The 17,922-nt window shown below is 65.7% G+C and carries 9 protein-coding genes; 5 read left to right on the top strand and 4 right to left on the bottom strand.

What is annotated here, in order from left to right:
* The first annotated feature begins 105 nt into the window (after nt 1–105).
* The 3 genes from glnE (at nt 106) to map (ending at nt 6,866) form a co-directional block, all read left to right on the top strand.
* Entirely contained in the window at nt 106–2,817 is a 2,712-nt protein-coding gene (gene glnE, locus KBW95_RS10600; RefSeq protein ID WP_211528220.1) for a bifunctional [glutamate--ammonia ligase]-adenylyl-L-tyrosine phosphorylase/[glutamate--ammonia-ligase] adenylyltransferase, read from the top strand.
* 186 nt (nt 2,818–3,003) lie between these two features.
* A complete protein-coding gene (locus KBW95_RS10595) occupies nt 3,004–5,958 on the top strand; it encodes a TonB-dependent receptor domain-containing protein (RefSeq protein WP_211526060.1) in 2,955 nt (984 codons plus the stop codon).
* Between the two features lie 140 nt (nt 5,959–6,098).
* On the top strand, nt 6,099–6,866 hold the full coding sequence (gene map, locus KBW95_RS10590; protein WP_211528219.1) for a type I methionyl aminopeptidase: 768 nt from the start codon (nt 6,099–6,101) through the stop codon (nt 6,864–6,866).
* 66 nt (nt 6,867–6,932) lie between these two features.
* Here map and KBW95_RS10585 read toward each other — a convergent pair whose 3' ends face one another.
* Nucleotides 6,933–9,734, bottom strand: coding sequence for a TonB-dependent receptor domain-containing protein (locus KBW95_RS10585; RefSeq protein ID WP_211528218.1), 2,802 nt, complete (start codon nt 9,732–9,734; stop codon nt 6,933–6,935).
* A gap of 500 nt (nt 9,735–10,234) precedes the next feature.
* On the opposite strand from KBW95_RS10585, the gene KBW95_RS24735 reads away from it, so the two are divergent.
* Nucleotides 10,235–10,369, top strand: a complete 135-nt coding sequence (locus tag KBW95_RS24735) for a hypothetical protein (RefSeq protein ID WP_267875458.1) — start codon at nt 10,235–10,237, stop codon at nt 10,367–10,369.
* A gap of 283 nt (nt 10,370–10,652) precedes the next feature.
* Here the strand turns inward: KBW95_RS24735 and gap are convergent, their stop codons facing one another.
* From gap to KBW95_RS10570, 3 genes are all read right to left on the bottom strand, one after another.
* On the bottom strand, nt 10,653–11,663 hold the full coding sequence (gene gap, locus KBW95_RS10580) for a type I glyceraldehyde-3-phosphate dehydrogenase (RefSeq protein ID WP_211526057.1): 1,011 nt from the start codon (nt 11,661–11,663) through the stop codon (nt 10,653–10,655).
* Between the two features lie 79 nt (nt 11,664–11,742).
* Complete coding sequence (tkt, locus tag KBW95_RS10575; RefSeq protein WP_211526056.1) at nt 11,743–13,740, bottom strand: transketolase; 1,998 nt, start codon at nt 13,738–13,740, stop codon at nt 11,743–11,745.
* A gap of 173 nt (nt 13,741–13,913) precedes the next feature.
* Complete coding sequence (locus KBW95_RS10570; protein WP_211528217.1) at nt 13,914–16,778, bottom strand: TonB-dependent receptor domain-containing protein; 2,865 nt, start codon at nt 16,776–16,778, stop codon at nt 13,914–13,916.
* A 354-nt stretch (nt 16,779–17,132) separates the two neighbouring features.
* Between KBW95_RS10570 and KBW95_RS10565 the strand changes: the two genes are divergently transcribed.
* A complete protein-coding gene (locus KBW95_RS10565; RefSeq protein ID WP_211528216.1) occupies nt 17,133–17,858 on the top strand; it encodes a 16S rRNA (uracil(1498)-N(3))-methyltransferase in 726 nt (241 codons plus the stop codon).
* Nucleotides 17,859–17,922: the final 64 nt, after the last annotated feature.

The following is a 17,922-nucleotide window of genomic DNA, read 5'->3' as shown; positions in this document are numbered from 1 at the left end:
GTCGCGGCGTCTACCTTACCATCATGCTGACCCCGGGCAGCATGGCGGGCAATTCTACCGCATAGCACCGCCTGCCGGAACGCAACACTTTCACGGATACACTGAATGAACCCTGCTTCCCCGGCGTGCGCGTCGCGCTTTTACCAACGCTGGCTCGATGCCGCCCCCACCCGGGCCGCCCAACTCGCCGAGCTGACCCGATTATCGCTGGCCCAGGCCGATTTCCGCGCCTTGCTGGAACACGAGCTGGCCGCCGGCCTGCCGCCGGAACGCGCCATGCGCCGGGTGCGCAACCTGCTCGTCGCCGCCATCATCGAGCGCGACCTGGCCGGACAGGCCGACCTGCACGAGGTGGTGACGGCCATGACGGCCTTCGCCGACTTCGCGATCCAGACCCACGCCGAGCTCCTGCGCGCCGAACTCGAGGCCGCCCATGGCGTCCCGATGGGCGAGGAATCCGGCCGACCCCAGCGCATGATGGTGCTGGCCATGGGCAAGCAGGGCGGCGGAGAACTGAATGTCTCTTCGGACATCGACCTGATCTTCGTCTACCCCGAGGACGGCGAGACCGCCGCCGGCCCCGGCCAGCGCCAGCTCTCGAACCACGAATTCTTCGTGCGCCTGGGGCGCCGACTGATCGCCGCCCTGTCCGAAGTGATCGAGGACGGCTTCACCTTCCGGGTCGACATGGCGCTGCGCCCGAACGGCAAGTCCGGTCCGCTGGCGGCCAGCCTGGCCATGGTCGAGGAATACCTGATCGTCCAGGGGCGCGAATGGGAACGCTATGCCTGGGTCAAGGCGCGTGCCGTCACCGGCGAGGCCGAGGACATCGCGGCGCTGGACGCGATCGTGCGCCCCTTCGTGTTCCGCCGCTACCTCGACTTCGGCGTGATCGACGCGATCCGCAACATGCACGCCCAGATCCGCGCCGAGGTCAAGCGCCAGGAGCGCCTGCATCCCGAGCGCAGCCACAACGTCAAGCTGGGCCGCGGCGGGATCCGCGAGATCGAATTCCTAGCCCAGGTGTTCCAGCTGATCCGCGGCGGGCGCGACCCGGCCCTGCGCGAACGCTCCACCCGCGCGACCCTGCGCCTGCTGGCCGAGCGCGAGCTGCTGCCGCCGGAGACGGTCGAGCAGCTGCTGCAGGCCTACACCTTCCTGCGCAACCTGGAGCACCGGCTGCAATACCTGGAAGACGCCCAGACCCACACCCTGCCCGCCAACGAAGCCGACCGCCTGATCGTCGCGCGCATGATGGGCCTGGCGGACGAAGCCGCCCTGCTGGCGCGCATGGAAGAGCAGCGCGCCTTCGTCGCCGCCCAGTTCGACGCCATCTTCGCCGACAAGAGCGAGGGCGCCGACCCGGACGCGCCGGCGCTGGCGGACGATCCGGAAAACCGCGAAGCGCTGGGCGCCCGCCTGGCCCAGCTGGGCTTCGACGATCCCGAGGGCGGCGCCGCGCGCGTGGTGGCCACCCTGCAGGGCCCGCGCCTGGCCAGCCTGCCGGACGCCAGCCGCCTGCGACTGCTGACCCTGCTGGACGCGGCCCTGCCCCAGATCGCCACCGTGGTGCGCGAGGCCGGCATCGGCAGCCATGCCGCCACCCTGGGCCGCCTGCTCGACTTCTTCGAGGCGATCGCGCGGCGCTCGGCCTACCTGTCGCTGCTGACCGAATACCCGCACACGCTCGAGCGCGTGATCCGCATGATCAACGCCAGCGGCTGGGCCGCGACCTTCCTGACCCAGCACCCGATCCTGCTCGACGAGCTGCTCGACGACCGCAACAACGGGGCGGACGAGCTGCCCCAGCTGGCCGCCACCCTCGACCAGCAGCTCAACGAGGCGCAGGGCGACACCGAGCGCCAGCTCGACATCCTGCGCGAAAGCCACCACGCCCAGCTGTTCCGCCTGCTGGCCCTGGACCTGGCCGGCGAACTCTCGGTCGAGCGCCTGGCCGACCACTTGTCGGCCCTGGCCGACACCATCGTCGGCGCCGCCATCAAGCACGCCTGGCGCGCGGTCGCCAGCCGCCACCGCGAAGAGCCGCGCTTCGCCGTCATCGCCTACGGCAAGCTGGGCGGCAAGGAGCTGGGCTATGTGTCCGACCTCGACGTGATCTTCCTGTACGACGACGAGGACGACATGGCGCCGTCCAACTACGCCAAGCTGGCCCAGCGCTTCATCACCTGGATGACGGCCCACACGGCCGCCGGCATCCTGTTCGACGTCGACATCGCCCTGCGCCCGGACGGCGCCAGCGGCATGCTGGTGTCCTCGGTAGCGGCCTTCGAGCGCTACCAGGACAGTTCGGCCTGGCTGTGGGAGCACCAGGCCCTGACCCGCGCCCGCTTCTGCGCCGGCGACGCCGCCATCGGCGCGCGTTTCGAGGCCATCCGCGAGCAGGTATTGCGCAAGGACCGCAGCGGCCGCGAGACCGAGCTGAAACGCGAGGTGACGGACATGCGCCGCCGCATGCGCGACGCCAACGTCAACCGCAGCGAACTGTTCGACCTCAAGCACGATCCGGGCGGGATGATCGACATCGAATTCATCGTCCAGTACCTGGTGCTGCGCCACGCCTGCGCGTGGCCGCAACTGACGGCAAACGCCGGCAACATCGCCCTTCTGCGCCTATGCGGCGAACTGGGCCTGATCGACGCCGAGCTCGGCACCCAGGTCGCGGACGCCTACCGCGCCATGCGCCGGCTCCAGCACCAGGTGCGCCTGCAGGGCGACGGCAAGGCGCGCGTCGAACCGGCCCTGGTGGACGGCTACCCGCAGCGGGTAGAGCAGCTTTGGTATGTATTGCTTGAGTGACTTGTGTCAACCTCCGGCACCGTCAATACACAAATTTACAACAGGTCGTATGCATTTCGCACGTTCAATTGACACTCGTACATCCTTTATGAAGAATGCAAGGTTGGCTGTACCTCAACCCACCTGAATGGTGGACATGGCTGCCTGAACCCAGCTGTGATTATCCTTCCTTGGAGTATTTAAAAGATGATGGAAACTATCCTGTCCCGCTCGATCCGGCTGATCTGCCTGGGCGGTGTGACTCTCGGCATGCAAGCCGCCTACGCACAGACCGCACCGGCGCCTGCCAGCGCACCGGCAGTCGTGACGGTGACCGGTTCGCGCATTGCAGCACCTGGCGCCGAGTCCCCTTCTCCTCTGCAAGTGCTGAGCGCTGCGGACATCGCCGCTTCGGGCGCTACCAACCTGCAGGAACTGCTGCTGCAGAACCCGACCATGGGTACCCCGGCCGTCAGCCGTACCAACTCGAACTTCTCGACCTCCAGCGCCGGCGTGGCCACCATCGACCTGCGTAACCTGGGCACCTCGCGCACCCTGGTGCTGCTGAACGGCCGCCGCTTCGTCGCCGGCATCCCGGGCGAGTCCGCAGTCGACCTGAACACCATCCCGACCGACTTCATCGAGCGCGTCGAACTGCTGACCGGCGGCGCCTCGGCGACCTACGGCTCGGACGCGGTTGCCGGCGTGGTCAACATCATCACCAAGCGCAACTTCAAGGGCGTCCTGCTGGACGCGCAGATGGGCGAAACCTACGAACAGGGCGACGACCAGAAGCGCAAGATCTCGGCGACCTTCGGCACCAGCAACGACGACGGCAGCGCACACATCATGGGCCACATCGGCTACTCGCGCCAGGGTGCGGTGATGTCGCGCGACCGCAGCTTCGCCGCGGTCGACCAGTTCTCGCGCATGGCCGGCGTGACCGGCGAAGCCGCCGACGCCTTCGTCGCGCAGCGTCCGTTCTTCTCGAGCTTCGCACCGCAAGGCCGCTTCTTCTACGGCGACCCGGATGTCGGCGCCAACTACACTTACGACGCCGCCGGCAACCCGCGCCCGTTCAGCACCAACGGCAGCGCCACGCTGAGCGCGACCGGCTTCAACCGCTCCCAATATCGCGCCATCGCCATCCCGACCGAGCGTTTCCTGACCGCGATGACCGGCGAGCTGCAGCTGAGCGAGAACCACTCGGCTTTCTTCGAAGGCAACTACGCATCGACCCGCGTCTCGACCAATATCGAGCCGTACCCACTGGGCGCTGAAGACATCTACCCGTCCACCGGCGGCCAGGTTCCGACCGAATTCCAAATCGGCAACAGCATCGTGCGTAACGCGGTCATTCCGCAATACCTGTACGACCGCGCCACCGACACCGACGGCGACGGCCTGCGCGATTTCTACTTCACGCGCCGCATGTCGGACTTCGGCAACCGCACCAGCCGCGCCGAACGCGACACCTTCCGCATCGCCACTGGTGTGAAGGGCCTGGTGTTCGACAAGTTCAACTATGAAGTTTATGGCGCCTACGGCTCGACCAAGGAAGCCCAGAGCTCGACCGGCCAGGTCAACGTCCTGAACTTCCGCAACGCGCTGGAAACCATCGCCGACGTCGACGACCTGAACGGCAACGGCAGCGTCACCGACGCGATCTGCCGCGACGCCAACGCGCGCGCCCAGGGTTGCGTCCCGGCGAACATCTTCGGCGCCAACACCCTGAGCCCTGAAGCGGTCCGCTACATCGCCGCCCCGGGTTCGCTGGAAACCACCACCACCCAGAAACTGGTGGGCGGCTCGCTGTCGGGCGACGTGTTCACCCTGCCGGCAGGCGCGGTGTCGTTCGCAACCGGCTTCGAATGGCGCAAGGAAGAGTCGCGCGCGACGCCTGACGCACTGACCCAGGCTGGCCTGAACGCCGGCAACGCGATCCCGGAAACCGAAGGCGCATTCAGCGTCAAGGAAATCTTCCTCGAAACCCGCGTGCCGGTGCTGAAGGATGCACCGTTCGCCAAGTCGCTGACCCTGCTGGGCGCGTTCCGTGCGGGCGACTACTCGACCGTCGGTCGCACCAACGGCTGGAACGCCGGCTTCGAATGGAGCCCGATCTCGGACGTCAAGCTGCGTGCAACCCGCGCACTGTCGACCCGTGCTCCGAACATCAACGAACTGTTCCAGGCGCCGAGCCAGGACTTCCCGACCGGCATCCAGGATCCGTGCGTGGGCGTGACCGCCACCTCGACCGGCGTGTATGACGCGGCTTGCCGCGCTGCACCTGGCGTGATGGCCAACATCAACGCCAACGGCGCGTTCACCCTGAACCAGTCGGACATCCAGGGCATCAGCGGCTACAACCGCGGCAACCCGAACCTGCGCGAAGAAAAAGGCCGCTCGACCACCGTCGGCGTCGTCTGGACCCCGCGCTCGATCGCTGCCCTGAACCGCCTGACCTTCACCGCCGACTACTTCAAGATCGACATCTCGGATGCGATCGTGGGTACCGACCGCCAGTACGCCCTGCGTAACTGCTACGGTGGCGGCGACCAGTCGTTCTGCGACTTCATCACCCGCCGTCCGGCGGCTGTCGGCGCCAACAGCGCCGGCTCGCTGGAGTTCATCGACACCGCCGTCAGCAACAGCGGTGGCCTGGGTACCGAAGGCGTCGACCTGACCGCAGCCTGGAACGACCGCGTCGGTCCTGGCCGCCTGAACAGCCGCCTGGCCTACACCTACGTCCGCACCCTGTGGAACCGTCCGCTGCCGGATGCTGATCTCGACGAAGGCGCAGGCGAAATCGGCGCCGCCAAACACAAGGCATCGCTGAACGTCGGCTACCAGGTGGGTCCGTTCAACCTGCAGACCACCTTCAGCTACATCGGCAAGTCCTACCTGGACGACCAGTTCCTGTCGCAGTTCGACCTGCCGGCCAAGTCGCTGGGCGTCGGTTCGCGTACCTATACCGACCTGCAGCTGACCTACGCCCTGCGCAAGTCGACCGAGCTGTACTTCGGTCTGGACAACGTGTTCGACACCAAGGCTCCGCCGATCATCAGCGGCCTGCCGGGCAACACCACCGGCGCCGAAACCGATGCCGGCACCTACGACGCCATCGGCCGCCGCTTCTACGTCGGTGTGCGCTTCAAGCTGTAATCCGCGTACCGGGCAGGCTCGCCTGCCCGGTTCCGGTGCACACCAGAAAACGCCCTTCGGGGCGTTTTCTTTTTTTGGCGCCGCTGCTTTTCCGGCGGCGCGGTATGATGAGCGTTTTGCGCGCCCTCCCCCAACAGCCCATGGCAATCAAACTCAAGAACGACAAGGACATCGCGAAAATGCGCGTCGCCGGCCGCCTGGCCTCCGAAGTGCTCGAGATGATCGGCGAATACGTGGTTCCCGGCGTCAGCACCGAGGAACTCGACCGCCGCTGCAACGAATACATCCGCAAGGTGCAGAAGGCCACCCCGGCCAACGTCGGCTACCACGGTTTCCCCAAGACCCTGTGCACCTCGATCAACGGCGTGGTCTGCCACGGTATCCCGAGCGAGAAGGACGTGCTCGGGGATGGCGACATCGTCAACATCGACGTCACCGTGATCAAGGACGGCTGGCACGGCGACACCAGCCGCATGTACTATGCCGGCGCACCGCGCCCCGAGGCGCAGCGCCTGGTCGAGACCACCTACAAGGCGATGATGGCCGGGATCCGCGCGGTGCGCCCCGGCGCCCGCCTGGGCGACGTCGGCCACGCCATCCAGAAGCTGGCCGAAGCCGCCGGCTATTCGGTGGTGCGCGACTACTGCGGCCACGGCATCGGCCGCGTCTACCACGAAGAGCCGCAGGTGCTGCACTACGGGCGCCCGAATACCGGCTTGCTGCTCAAGGAAGGCATGACCTTCACCGTCGAACCGATGATCAACATCGGCGGCGCCGACGTCGACCAGCTCGAGGACGGCTGGACCGTGGTGACCAGCGACGGCTCGCTGTCGGCCCAGTGGGAGCACATGGTGGCGGTGACGGCCAACGGCTATGAGATCCTGACTTCCGGCAGCCAGGATCGCTAACCGTCCGCGACCAAAAAAAACGCCAGCCCCGCGGGGCTGGCGTTTTTGTTTGCAGCGCAGTACGGCTTAGAACAGGTATTCCGCCGACAGCTTCACCGAGCGCGGACGCAGGGCATAGCCACCGCGCAGGTCGACCGGAGCCGACTCCAGGAACAGGTTGCGGATGTTCAGCGACAGGCGCAGGTCCTTGATTCCCGTATAGGCGACGTTCAGGTCGGCGCGCATGTCGGACTTGCGGTAGCACGGCAGGTCGTCGGTCGGCTTGATGCGCGCCTTGCAGCCCGCTTCATTCCAGGTCGCGACATCGGTCTCGTCGAAGTTCAGGGCGGTCTTCGAGGTGCGGTTCACACGCAGCGCGGTGGTGAAGTCGCCCTTCCTCCAGACGGCGCTGAACAGCGAGCTCAGGCGCGGTGTGCCGCGCAGGCCGACCGTGTTCGGACGATAGGTGCCTGCGCTGACGTCCCAGGTGCGGGTGCTGAGCGCGATGGTGTTCATCAGGCTGAAGTTCAGGGTGCCGATGGCGCCCAGGTTATGGCGCGACGCGAAGTCGACGTCGATGCCCTTGACTTCGGTCTTGCCGAAGTTCTCGTAGTTCAGCAGCAGCGACTGGATGTTGCCGACTGGGAAGGCCAGGTTGGCACCCGGGCTCAGCTGGTTAGCGCGATCGGCCAGGCGGCGGTCGGTGTCGCTGACCGCATTACGCACGATCAGGGACGAGTACTCCGGCTGGTCTTCGCGCGCCAGCACGTAGGACACGGCGCGGTAGGCGATCTCGTCGCGGCGCTCGATCTGGAAGTAGTCGAGGCTGATGTTGAGGTTCTTGGTCGGCTCGAACACGAAGCCCAGGGTGGCGCTGCGCGAGGTTTCCGGCTTCAGGTCGCGGTTGGCCGAGATCATCGCCGGGATCGAGGTCAGGCAGCCCGAGTTGTAGGCGGTGGTGGCGTCGTTCTTGTCGGTGGCGTTGCCGTTCTTCAGGATGTCGCGGATCTTGGTGGCGGTGTCGCAGCGCTTCGGATCCAGGGTGCTGTTGAAGAAGCCGGTCAGGCCGACCTTGCCCAGGGTCTCGGGGATGTTCGGCGTACGGAAGCCGCCCGCGAAGGTGCCGCGCACCAGCAGCTGCGGCACGACGGTGTAGCGCAGGCCCAGCTTCGGCGACACGTGGGCGTCGAAGCCCTGGCTCTTGTCGAGGCGCAGGGCCCCGTCCAGCTGCAGCTTTTTGGTCAGCGGCGCCTGCAGCTCGCCGTAGATGGCGCTCATGGTGCGCTCGCCGTCGATCCACAGCGAACCGCGGCTGATGATCTCGGCATTGACCACGTTGTCGGTCGAGCGCACGTACATGCTTTCGCGGCGCACTTCGCCGCCGAAGGCGAAGGACAGCGGACCGCCGCCCAGGGCCATCAGTTCGCCGGTCAGCTTGGCGTCGATGAAGTCCTGCGACAGGTCGGCGTCGGTGCCGATTTCCGGGAACATGCGGGCCAGCAGCTCGGGGCTGTTCGGGCCGCCGATCTTGTATTCGCCGCTGGTGACGGCGTTCGGCATCGCGGTGCGGTGGGCGCCGTGGTCGCGCGACTTGGCGTCGGCGCCGATCCGGCCGGCGGCCGCTTCCCATTCCCAGCCGTTGGCCAGGCTGCCCTGCAGGCCGGCCATCAGGCGGAACTGGTTGGCTTCGGACGGGCTGACCCACATGTCCAGGTCGTCCATGAAGCGGTAGTCGATGCCGACCGGGACGTTGAACGGGTTGGCCGGGTTGCCGACCGCCAGCTTGGGCTTCGGCACCGACTGCGAGGTCTTGGTGTTGCCGTCGAACCAGTTGGACGGCGAGCCGGCCGAGTTGGCGTAAGGCAGCGAACGGTAGGTCGTCTCGGTGCGCGAGTAGGACGCTTCGGCGAAGCCGCGCAGGTCGGCGCCCAGCTTGAAGCGCGCCTGGCTGAAGAAGTTCAGGCGCTTGGCCGGGTCCGACCACGGGGTGATGCCGGTCAGGTCGCTGGTGCACAGGCCGGTGGCGTTGCGCTGGGTGGCCGGGCAGGAAGCCACGGCCTGGCGGATCGCGGTCGGGTTGGTCGCCGATTTCGGCTCGTTCAGGTTGCCCGGGAAGGAGAACAGGCTCGGATCGCCGAAGGCCGGGCTCACGTACTGGCGGTGCCACGGGGCGTAGTCGCCGATCACGTCCGACTGCATGTAGCCGCGGCGCTTGTAGGCTTCGAGGTTGGCGAAGACGTTGTAGCCGTCGCGCTCGAGGTTGCCCATGCCGCCCAGGATGGCGGCGGTGTCCTGGCCGCCGAAGTCGTGGCTCTGGTTGCGCTCGACGCTGGCGCTGGCGCGCACGCCTTCGAAGGTGTTGCGGGTGATGATGTTGATCACGCCGGCCATCGCGTCGGAACCGTAGATCGCCGAGGCGCCGTCCTTCAGCACTTCGACGCGCTCGACGGCGTCGGCCGGGATCGAATCGACGTTGACGAAGACTTCCTTGCCGCCGTCGGCGAACGCGTAGTTCGAGACGCGGCGGCCGTTGACCAGCACCAGGGTGGCGGCCTTGCCCAGGCCGCGCATCGAGGCGCCGGATGCGCCCCGGGCGAAGCTGCTGGCGCTGCCGTCGTCGCGCAGGGTGCCGGTGTCGAACGCGGTCAACGTATCGAGCACCTGGCGCACCGTATTGGCGCCCGAGGCCTTGATGTCTTCACGGCGCAGCACGGTGACCGGGGATGCGGTCTCGCCGTCGATGCGCTTGATGTTCGAACCGGTCACGACCACACGTTGCATGTTGTTCGCCGGCGCTTCCTGGGCGCCGGTTTGCGCCACGACGTGCGTGCTGCCGATGGCCAGCGCGACTGCAATGACGCTCTGTTTGACTACCAACTTCTTCTTCACTTTTCCGTCCTCTTTATAGGTTTGATGTTGCTGTTTTATATGTACGTGTACATATGGCGCAGATTCTGGCAGCAACTTTATGCAAGGAAAATAATTTTTTCTCTTTTTGGCAATGTTTGTTGCATAAATATAACAAAAAGGCGGAAGCGCGCGTGTTGTCTTGACAGCTCCGCCTGGCGACGAGCTAAAGGGAACGGAGGACGAGCCCGGGTGTCGCGGGCATCGACTACAGGTTGGCGCGCAAATGAAACAGAGATTGGCTATTTAATTGAATATTCTGCGTATTTCGTAATTACATTCGACCGGATAAAACAGGAAGAACGAATGGAATTCCACGGATTATCACGCATCGATATGCCGACGGAATTAAATGAAGGGACTGCCGTTTATCGGCGCTATTCTTATTGCGCCAATAAAATCGAATTGTTATAGTCATTTCGCTTTCACTGCTGAACTTCGTTCAACAGGGCAGCGAACAATTCAACTTAATGAGGTTTGAAATGATCGATCTGAACGAGCAAGAAATCCACTTTATCTCCGGCGGCGTGGTGGTTGAAGGCTATCCGACGAGCGACCCGAATGAATCGGATCCTCTGAAGAAGCCGGGCCCGTACAACGCCTACTACGCGATGTAATCAGGTCGAGACCCCATTCGCCGCGCGGCGGCGCGTGGGGTCTTTCATTTCGCATTGTTAGCGAATACCTTCCCCCGCCTGTTAATACAAAATACAGGCGCCAATACCTCCTTCCCGCTGTTCGATTAACGAGTTCCAGGCCTGCTGATTCCAGGATCATGCTCATCCATTCAGCGCCCATCGAATAATCTCCGCCAAGTCTCCCGTCAGAACGCGTCGGCATGAAAAAACCCCGGGAACCTTGCGGCCCCCGGGGTTTCGGATGCTGCTCGAGCAGTCTTGATTACTTCGCGTTCATCAGCGCGACGGTGGTGTCGAGCATGCGGTTCGAGAAGCCCCACTCGTTGTCGTACCAGGACGACACCTTCACCAGGCGGCCCGAGACCTTGGTCAGGGTGGCGTCGAAGTTCGACGATGCCGGGTTGTGGTTGAAGTCCACCGAGACGAGCGGGTCGGTGTTGTAGGTCAGGATGCCTTTCAGGGCGCCTTCCGACGCGGCCTTCATGATCTGGTTGACTTCGTCCACGGTGGTGTCGCGCTTGGCGATGAAGGACAGGTCGACGATCGACACGTTGATGGTCGGCACGCGGATCGCGAAGCCGTCCAGCTTGCCGTTCAGCTCAGGCAGCACCAGGCCGACCGCGGCGGCGGCGCCGGTCTTGGTCGGGATCATCGACTGGGTGGCCGAACGGGCGCGGCGCAGGTCTTCGTGCATCACGTCGGTGAGCACCTGGTCGTTGGTGTAGGCGTGCACGGTGGTCATCAGGCCAGTTTCCAGGCCGATGGCGTCGTGCAGGGGCTTGACCAGCGGGGCCAGGCAGTTGGTGGTGCAGGAAGCGTTCGAAATCACGGTGTCGGTCGACTTCAGCACGTCCTGGTTCACACCAAAGACGATGGTGGCGTCGACGTCCTTGCCGCCCGGGGCCGAGATAATGACCTTCTTGGCGCCGCCCTTCAGGTGGGCCGAAGCTTTTTCCTTGGTGGTGAAGAAGCCGGTGCACTCCAGGACCACGTCCACTTTCAATTCGCCCCACGGGATTTCGGCCGGGTTACGCTGCGCGAACACGCGGATCTTGTCGCCGTTGACGATCATGTTGTCGCCTTCGACCGTGACGGTGCCCGGGAACTTGCCGTGGGCGGTGTCGTAGCGGGTCAGGTGGGCGTTCGATTCGGCGTTGCCGAGGTCGTTGATCGCCACGATCTGGATGTCTTGCTTCTTGCCGCCTTCGTAGAAGGCGCGCAGGATGTTGCGGCCGATGCGGCCATAACCGTTGATTGCTACCTTGATCGTCATGCTTTGCTCCTGATTAGAAAAAAACTTTTTTCACAACGCACATGCGAAACGGGCCGCCAGAGGCAGCCCGTAGAAAACATTACGCCGAGATGACGGACTTGGCCTTGGCCACGACGTTCTCGACGGTGAAGCCGAAGTGCTTGAACAGCACCGGCGCCGGCGCCGATTCGCCGAAGGTGTCGATACCGACCACCGCGCCTTCCAGGCCCACGTACTTGTACCAGAAGTCGGTCACGCCGGCTTCGATCGCGACGCGCGGGATACCGCGCGGCAGGACCTGGGCTTTGTAGCCTGCGTCCTGGCGTTCGAACACATCGGTCGACGGCATCGATACCACGCGCGCCGCCACGCCTTCAGCTGCCAGCGCATCGGCCGCCTTCATCGCCAGTTCGACTTCCGAACCGGTGGCGATGAGAATGATCTTGGCGTCGGCGGCGTCGCGCAGCACGTAGCCGCCCTTGGCCACGTTGGCGATCGCGGCGGCGTCACGCTCCATGAACGGCAGGTTCTGGCGCGAGAAGATCAGGGTCGACGGACCGTTCTTGCGCTGCACGGCGGCGCCCCAGGCCACCTGGGATTCGACGGTGTCGCACGGACGCCAGTTGTCCAGGTTCGGGATCAGGCGCAGTGACGAGACGTGCTCGATCGACTGGTGGGTCGGACCGTCTTCGCCGAGGCCGATCGAGTCGTGGGTGAACACGAACAGCGAACGGATCTTCATCAGCGCGGCCATGCGCAGGGCGTTGCGGCTGTAGTCCGAGAAGGTCAGGAAGGTCGCGCCGAACGGGATGAAGCCGCCGTGCAGGGCCACGCCGTTCTGGATCGCGGCCATGCCGAATTCGCGCACGCCGTAGTTGATGTGGTTGCCCGGGATGCCCGAGCGCACCGCCACCGATTCCTTCCAGTTGGTCAGGTTCGAGCCGGTCAGGTCGGCCGAGCCGCCCAGGAATTCCGGCAGCACCGGGGCCAGGGCCTGGATCGCGTTTTGCGAGGCCTTGCGGGTAGCGATGGTTTCCTTCTTCTCGACGCAGGCGGCGATGGCGGCGTCCAGCACTTCATTGAAGTTGCCCGGCAGCTCACCCTTCATGCGGCGCTCGAATTCGGCGGCCAGCTGCGGGTGGGCTTCGCGGTAGGCCGCGAAGCAGGTATTCCACGCGCCTTCGGCCTCGGCGCCGCGCTGTTTCGCGTCCCATGCTTCGTAGATCTCGCCCGGGATGTCGAAGGGGATCGGATCCCACAGCAGGTGCTGGCGCACGGCCGCGATTTCCTTGTCGCCCAGCGGGGCGCCGTGGACCTTGTCGCCGCCTTCCAGGTTCGGAGCGCCCTTGCCGATGATGGTCTTGCAGCAGATCAGGGTCGGACGGTCCGACTGCTTGGCCTGCTCGATCGCGGCCGAGACAGCGGCGACATTGTGGCCGTCGACCTTCGGAATCACGTTCCAGCCGTAGGACTCGAAGCGCTTCTGGGTGTCGTCGGTGAACCAGCCTTCGACGCGGCCGTCGATCGAGATGCCGTTGTCGTCGTACAGCCAGATCAGCTTGTTCAGGCGCAGGGTGCCGGCCAGCGAAGCGACTTCGTGCGAGATGCCTTCCATCAGGCAGCCGTCGCCCAGGAAGGCGTAGGTGTAGTGATCCACCACCTCGTAGCCCGGACGGTTGAATTCATAGCCCAGCAGCCATTCGGCCAGCGCCATGCCGACCGAGTTGGCGATGCCCTGGCCCAGCGGGCCGGTGGTGGTTTCCACGCCCGGGGTGATGCCCACTTCCGGGTGGCCCGCGGTCTTCGAGTGCAGCTGGCGGAAGTCGCGCAGGTCGTCCATGCTCAGGTCGTAGCCGGCCAGGTGCAGCATCGCGTAGTGCAGCATCGAGCCGTGGCCGTTCGACAGCAGGAAGCGGTCACGGTTGAACCAGCCCGGATTGGCCGGGTTATGGCGGTAGTGCTTGTCCCACAGCGCGACGCCGATCTCGGCCATGCCCATAGGCATGCCTGGGTGGCCAGAGTTGGCTTTCTGGACGGCGTCCATCGCCAGCGCGCGGATCGCGTTGGCCATCAGGGTGGTGGTTTGCGTAGATTTCATGGGATACGAAGATCAGGGATTGGTAAGCGGTGGCGGTGCGGCTGGCCGTAGCCCGTTATTTTACCAGACCCGGTCGGCTGGAATTCAAAAGCGGGAAGAAAGCAATCGATTCCGGCGCGGCCGGGCGAAAAAAAGCCCGGCGCCAGGCGCCGGGCTTTTACGGGGCGAAACGATCAGAACTTGACCGACGCGCCCAGGGTGATGTAGCGGCCGATCGCGTCGTAGCTCTGCGGGAAGGTGTTGCCGCTGTTCGGACCGGTGCCGCCGATGGAACCGCCGACGATCGGCGGCTTCTTGTCGAAGGCGTTGGTGACCGATGCGGTCAGGCGCACGTTCTTCATGACGCTCCAGGACGCATGCAGGTCGACGTAGTGGTACGCGTCGATGGTCGAGAAGCGCGGCAGGAAGACGGTGCCGCCCGGCTCTTCGTTGACGCCGCTCACGTAGCGCCAGTTGTAGCCGACCGACCAGGCGCCCATGTTCCAGGTGGTGCGCTGGGCGAACTTGCGCTTGTACACCGGCGCATTGACCACGTTGTTGCAGGCGATCGAGTAGTAGCCGAGGCAGTCGCGGTTCACCGAGGTCGGGGTGGCCTGGTAGTGGTAATCGGTCACGAAGTTCGAACCGAGGCTCATGTCCAGGCTGCCCCAGTTCGCGCCCAGGCCGACCTGGCTCAGGTTCAGGCGGTAGGCCACGTTCAGGTCGACGCCGGCGGTGCTCTGCTTGCCGAGGTTCGACAGCGGGGTGGCGACGCCGCGCGCTTCGTTGCCGTTGAAGGTGCCGTTGATGGTGTTACGGCCGATCATGCCGCAGAACTCGTTCATGGTGAAGCCCGGGTTCTGCGCGGCGCTGTAGCAGCGGTCCAGGATGTCGGTGGTCGACGGCGACGAGACCGCGTCCGTGATCTGGATCTTGTAGTAGTCCACCGACACGGCCAGGCGCGGCAGCGGCTCGACCACGAAGCCGAAGGTGCGGGTCTTGGCCGATTCCGGTCCCAGGTTCGGGTTGCCACCGCTCAGGTTGTTGATCTGGCCCGAGGACGGCGCCGGCAGGCTGCCGATCTCGCTCAGCGGCACGCCGGTCAGGCGGCACAGGTTCGACAGGGTGCCCGCGGTGTTCGCCGCGGCCTGGTTGATGTTCGCGCCCTGGCAAGGATCGGCCGCCAGGTTCGACAGGCCGGTGACGTTCGGTGCGAACAGTTCGTTCACGTTCGGCGCACGGGTAGCCTTCTGCAGCATGCCGCGGACACGGAAGGATTTCACCGGCGCCCATTCGCCGCCGGCCTTCCAGCTGCCGTAGCTGCGCGAGTTGCTGGCGGTCTTGAACTCGGTTTCGCGGTAGCCCAGCTCGGCGTTCAGGCTGCGCACGAAAGGCTTGTCCTTGAGCAGCGGGATGAACAGCTCGACGGCGTACTCGTTCAGCTTGAAGCTGCCGCGGCGGTCCGGGGTCGGCGCGCCGGTGCCCAGGACTTCGCCCTGGATCTGCGAGGCGGCGTCGGACTGGGTGCCGGCGCTCACCTTGCGGCGCTCGGCCAGCAGCGACACGGCGATCGGGTCTTCCGCCCACGGGCTGCGGAGGGTGTCGCCCAGGTTGCCGGACACCGAAGCCTGCGCCACGTCCTGCTCGACGGTCTGCATCAGGATCGCGGTCTGGTTGATGAAGGCGACCTGCTGCGGGGTGATCGAACCTTCTGCGCCGAACACGTTCAGCGGCACGCAGCCGTTGGCCGGGTTGACGCAGGCGGTGGTGCTGAGCGCGTTCAGGGCCTGGCCGACCTTGGCCAGCGAACCCCAGTTGCGGCGCATCTGGGTCTGGTCCGAGGTGCCGCGGCTCCAGTAGGCGTCATAGGTCCACTCGCCCACCAGGTCGCCCTTCACGCCCAGGGTGTACTGCAGGGTGTCGGTGTCGAAGTCGTTGTAGCGCGGGCCCAGCTCGGTGATGCGGCGGTTGACCAGCAGCGGCACCATGGTGGCGTTGCCGGCCACGCAGTTCGCTGCCGGGATGCCGCGGCGTGCGCAGATCTGCTCGCGCGCAGGCTGCGGAATGTAGGGGTTGCCGATCGGGACCTGGAAGGTGTTGCCGAAGGTGCCGGACGAGGCCAGCGCCGACGCGACCTTGCTGGTCGTGTAGAACACTTCGGTGTAGACGTCGGCGTAGTTGTTGATCTTGTAATTGCCCAGCACGGTCGCCTGGGTGCGGTCCAGGCCGGTCTGGTAGAAGTTCGGCGGGTTGGTGTTGTACGGCACCACCGGCTGGACGAGCTGGCCGGTGGTCGGATTGATCTGCCATGCGCCGGACAGTGCGGTGGTGCCGCCGACGCCCTGGCTGGTCGAGAACTGGGCCGGGACGGCGGTGGCCGAGCCGGTCGGGGCGCCGGTCACCGAGTTCAGGCTGGTGATGCCGTAGTCGCGCTCGCCCTGGGTCAGCGGGTCGGTGGTGGTCTTGCCGATGCTCAGCACCACGTTGCCGCGGCCGTCGGCCAGGCTGCTGCCCATGGTGATGTCGGTGCGGCGGCGCTTGGCGTCGCGGTGCTCGCTGGTGGCGCCGTAGGTGCTGGTGATGTCCAGGCCGGTGAAGTTGCGCTTCAGGGTGAAGTTGGCCACGCCGGCGACGGCGTCGGCGCCGTACACCACGGAGGCGCCGCCGGTCACCAGGTCGACGCGGTTGATCAGGGCCATCGGAATGGCGTTGGTGTCGACGGTGCCGCTCAGGTTGTACGGCACCAGGCGGCGGCCGTTGACCAGGACGAGGGAGCGGTTCGAGCCCAGGCCGCGCAGGTCGATGGTGGCCGCGCCGCCGGTGCCGTTATTGGTGCCCGGGCCGATGGCCGGGACGGCGGCCGGGAGGGCCTTGAAGAACTCTTCGACGGCGACCGGCTGGGTGGTCTGGATTTCAGCGGCCGTGATCGACGAGATCGGGCTGTTCGAGGTGATGCCCGGGGAGGTGATGCGGGTACCCGTCACCTCGACGACGGTCATTTTTTCTTGGGCCAGCACCGGCTGGGCCACGGCGCCCAGGCCTGCGACCAGCAGGGACATACGTACAGCGCGCGATATCAGCTTCTCTTTAATCATTTTTATAATCCGACGTAATGAACAACATGAATGCGTTCCGGCTCCCGGATGAAGACGCCGGCCCCCATTCCCTCTGCAAGCACACACAGCTGCCTCCTGAGCATGGTTGTATGTACTTGTAAATAGATCAAAACATTATGCTTGCTGACTGTCAATACTTAGTGACGCAGATGTACATACCTGGGCTTGCCTGTATCTAAAAAGAAACAAACTTCCCCATCGCGAGCGGGGACGGCCGGACCGTGCGCGCCCCGTCTTGCTTGTCCTGCATGCGGCGCGAACCCTACAATACGTGTCCTCCCCCAGCCCATCGAACGCATGCCCCGCTTCTATTGCCCTCAAGACCTGCTGCCCGGCGCCCTCGTGGCCTTGCCGGCCAATGTCGCCCACCACCTGCACGTCGTGCGCCTGCAGGCGGGCGCGGCGCTCACCCTGTTCGACGGCCGCGGCGGCCAGTACGCCGCAACGCTCGTCGAGGTCGACAAGAAGCGCGCCACGGCCCAGGTGAGCGCCTTCGAAGCGGTCGAGGCCGAAGCGCCCTACGCGCTGACGCTGGCCCAGGCCTTGCCGGAGGGCGCGAAAATGGACTGGATCGTCGAGAAGGCGGTCGAACTCGGGGCGAGCGCGATCCAGCCGCTGGCGGCCGCGCGCAGCGTGGTGCGCCTGTCCGGCGAGCGCGCCGACAAGCGCCTGGAGCACTGGCGCGGCGTGGTGGTCGCTGCCTCCGAGCAGTGCGGGCGCAACCGGCTGGCGGAAGTGCGTCCGCTGGCCACGCTGGCGGAATGGCTGGCCCAGCCATCCGGCGGGCCTGTGATCCTGCTCAGCCCGCGCGCCACCGAGTCGCTCGCCGGTTGGGCGCGCGCCACGGCGCCGCAAGCGGCCACCCTACTGATCGGGCCGGAGGGCGGCTTGAGTCCGCAGGAAGAAGCGGCCGCCGTCGCCGCCGGCGCGCTCTCGCTGAGCATGGGGCCGCGGGTGCTGCGCACCGAGACCGCCGGCCTGGCCGCCCTGGCCATCCTGGCCGGGGCCTGGGGCGGCGTCTAAGCTCCCGTCTTTTCCACATCCTCTCCCGTTCCGCCGGCGCGGAACGCGGCATCCGACTTCCGAC

The organism is Massilia sp. ZL223, from assembly GCF_018119395.1.
Taxonomy (GTDB): domain Bacteria; phylum Pseudomonadota; class Gammaproteobacteria; order Burkholderiales; family Burkholderiaceae_D; genus Telluria.
The sequence above is the reverse complement of the archived record's forward strand: the minus strand, read 5'-3'. Positions and strand labels throughout refer to the sequence as shown.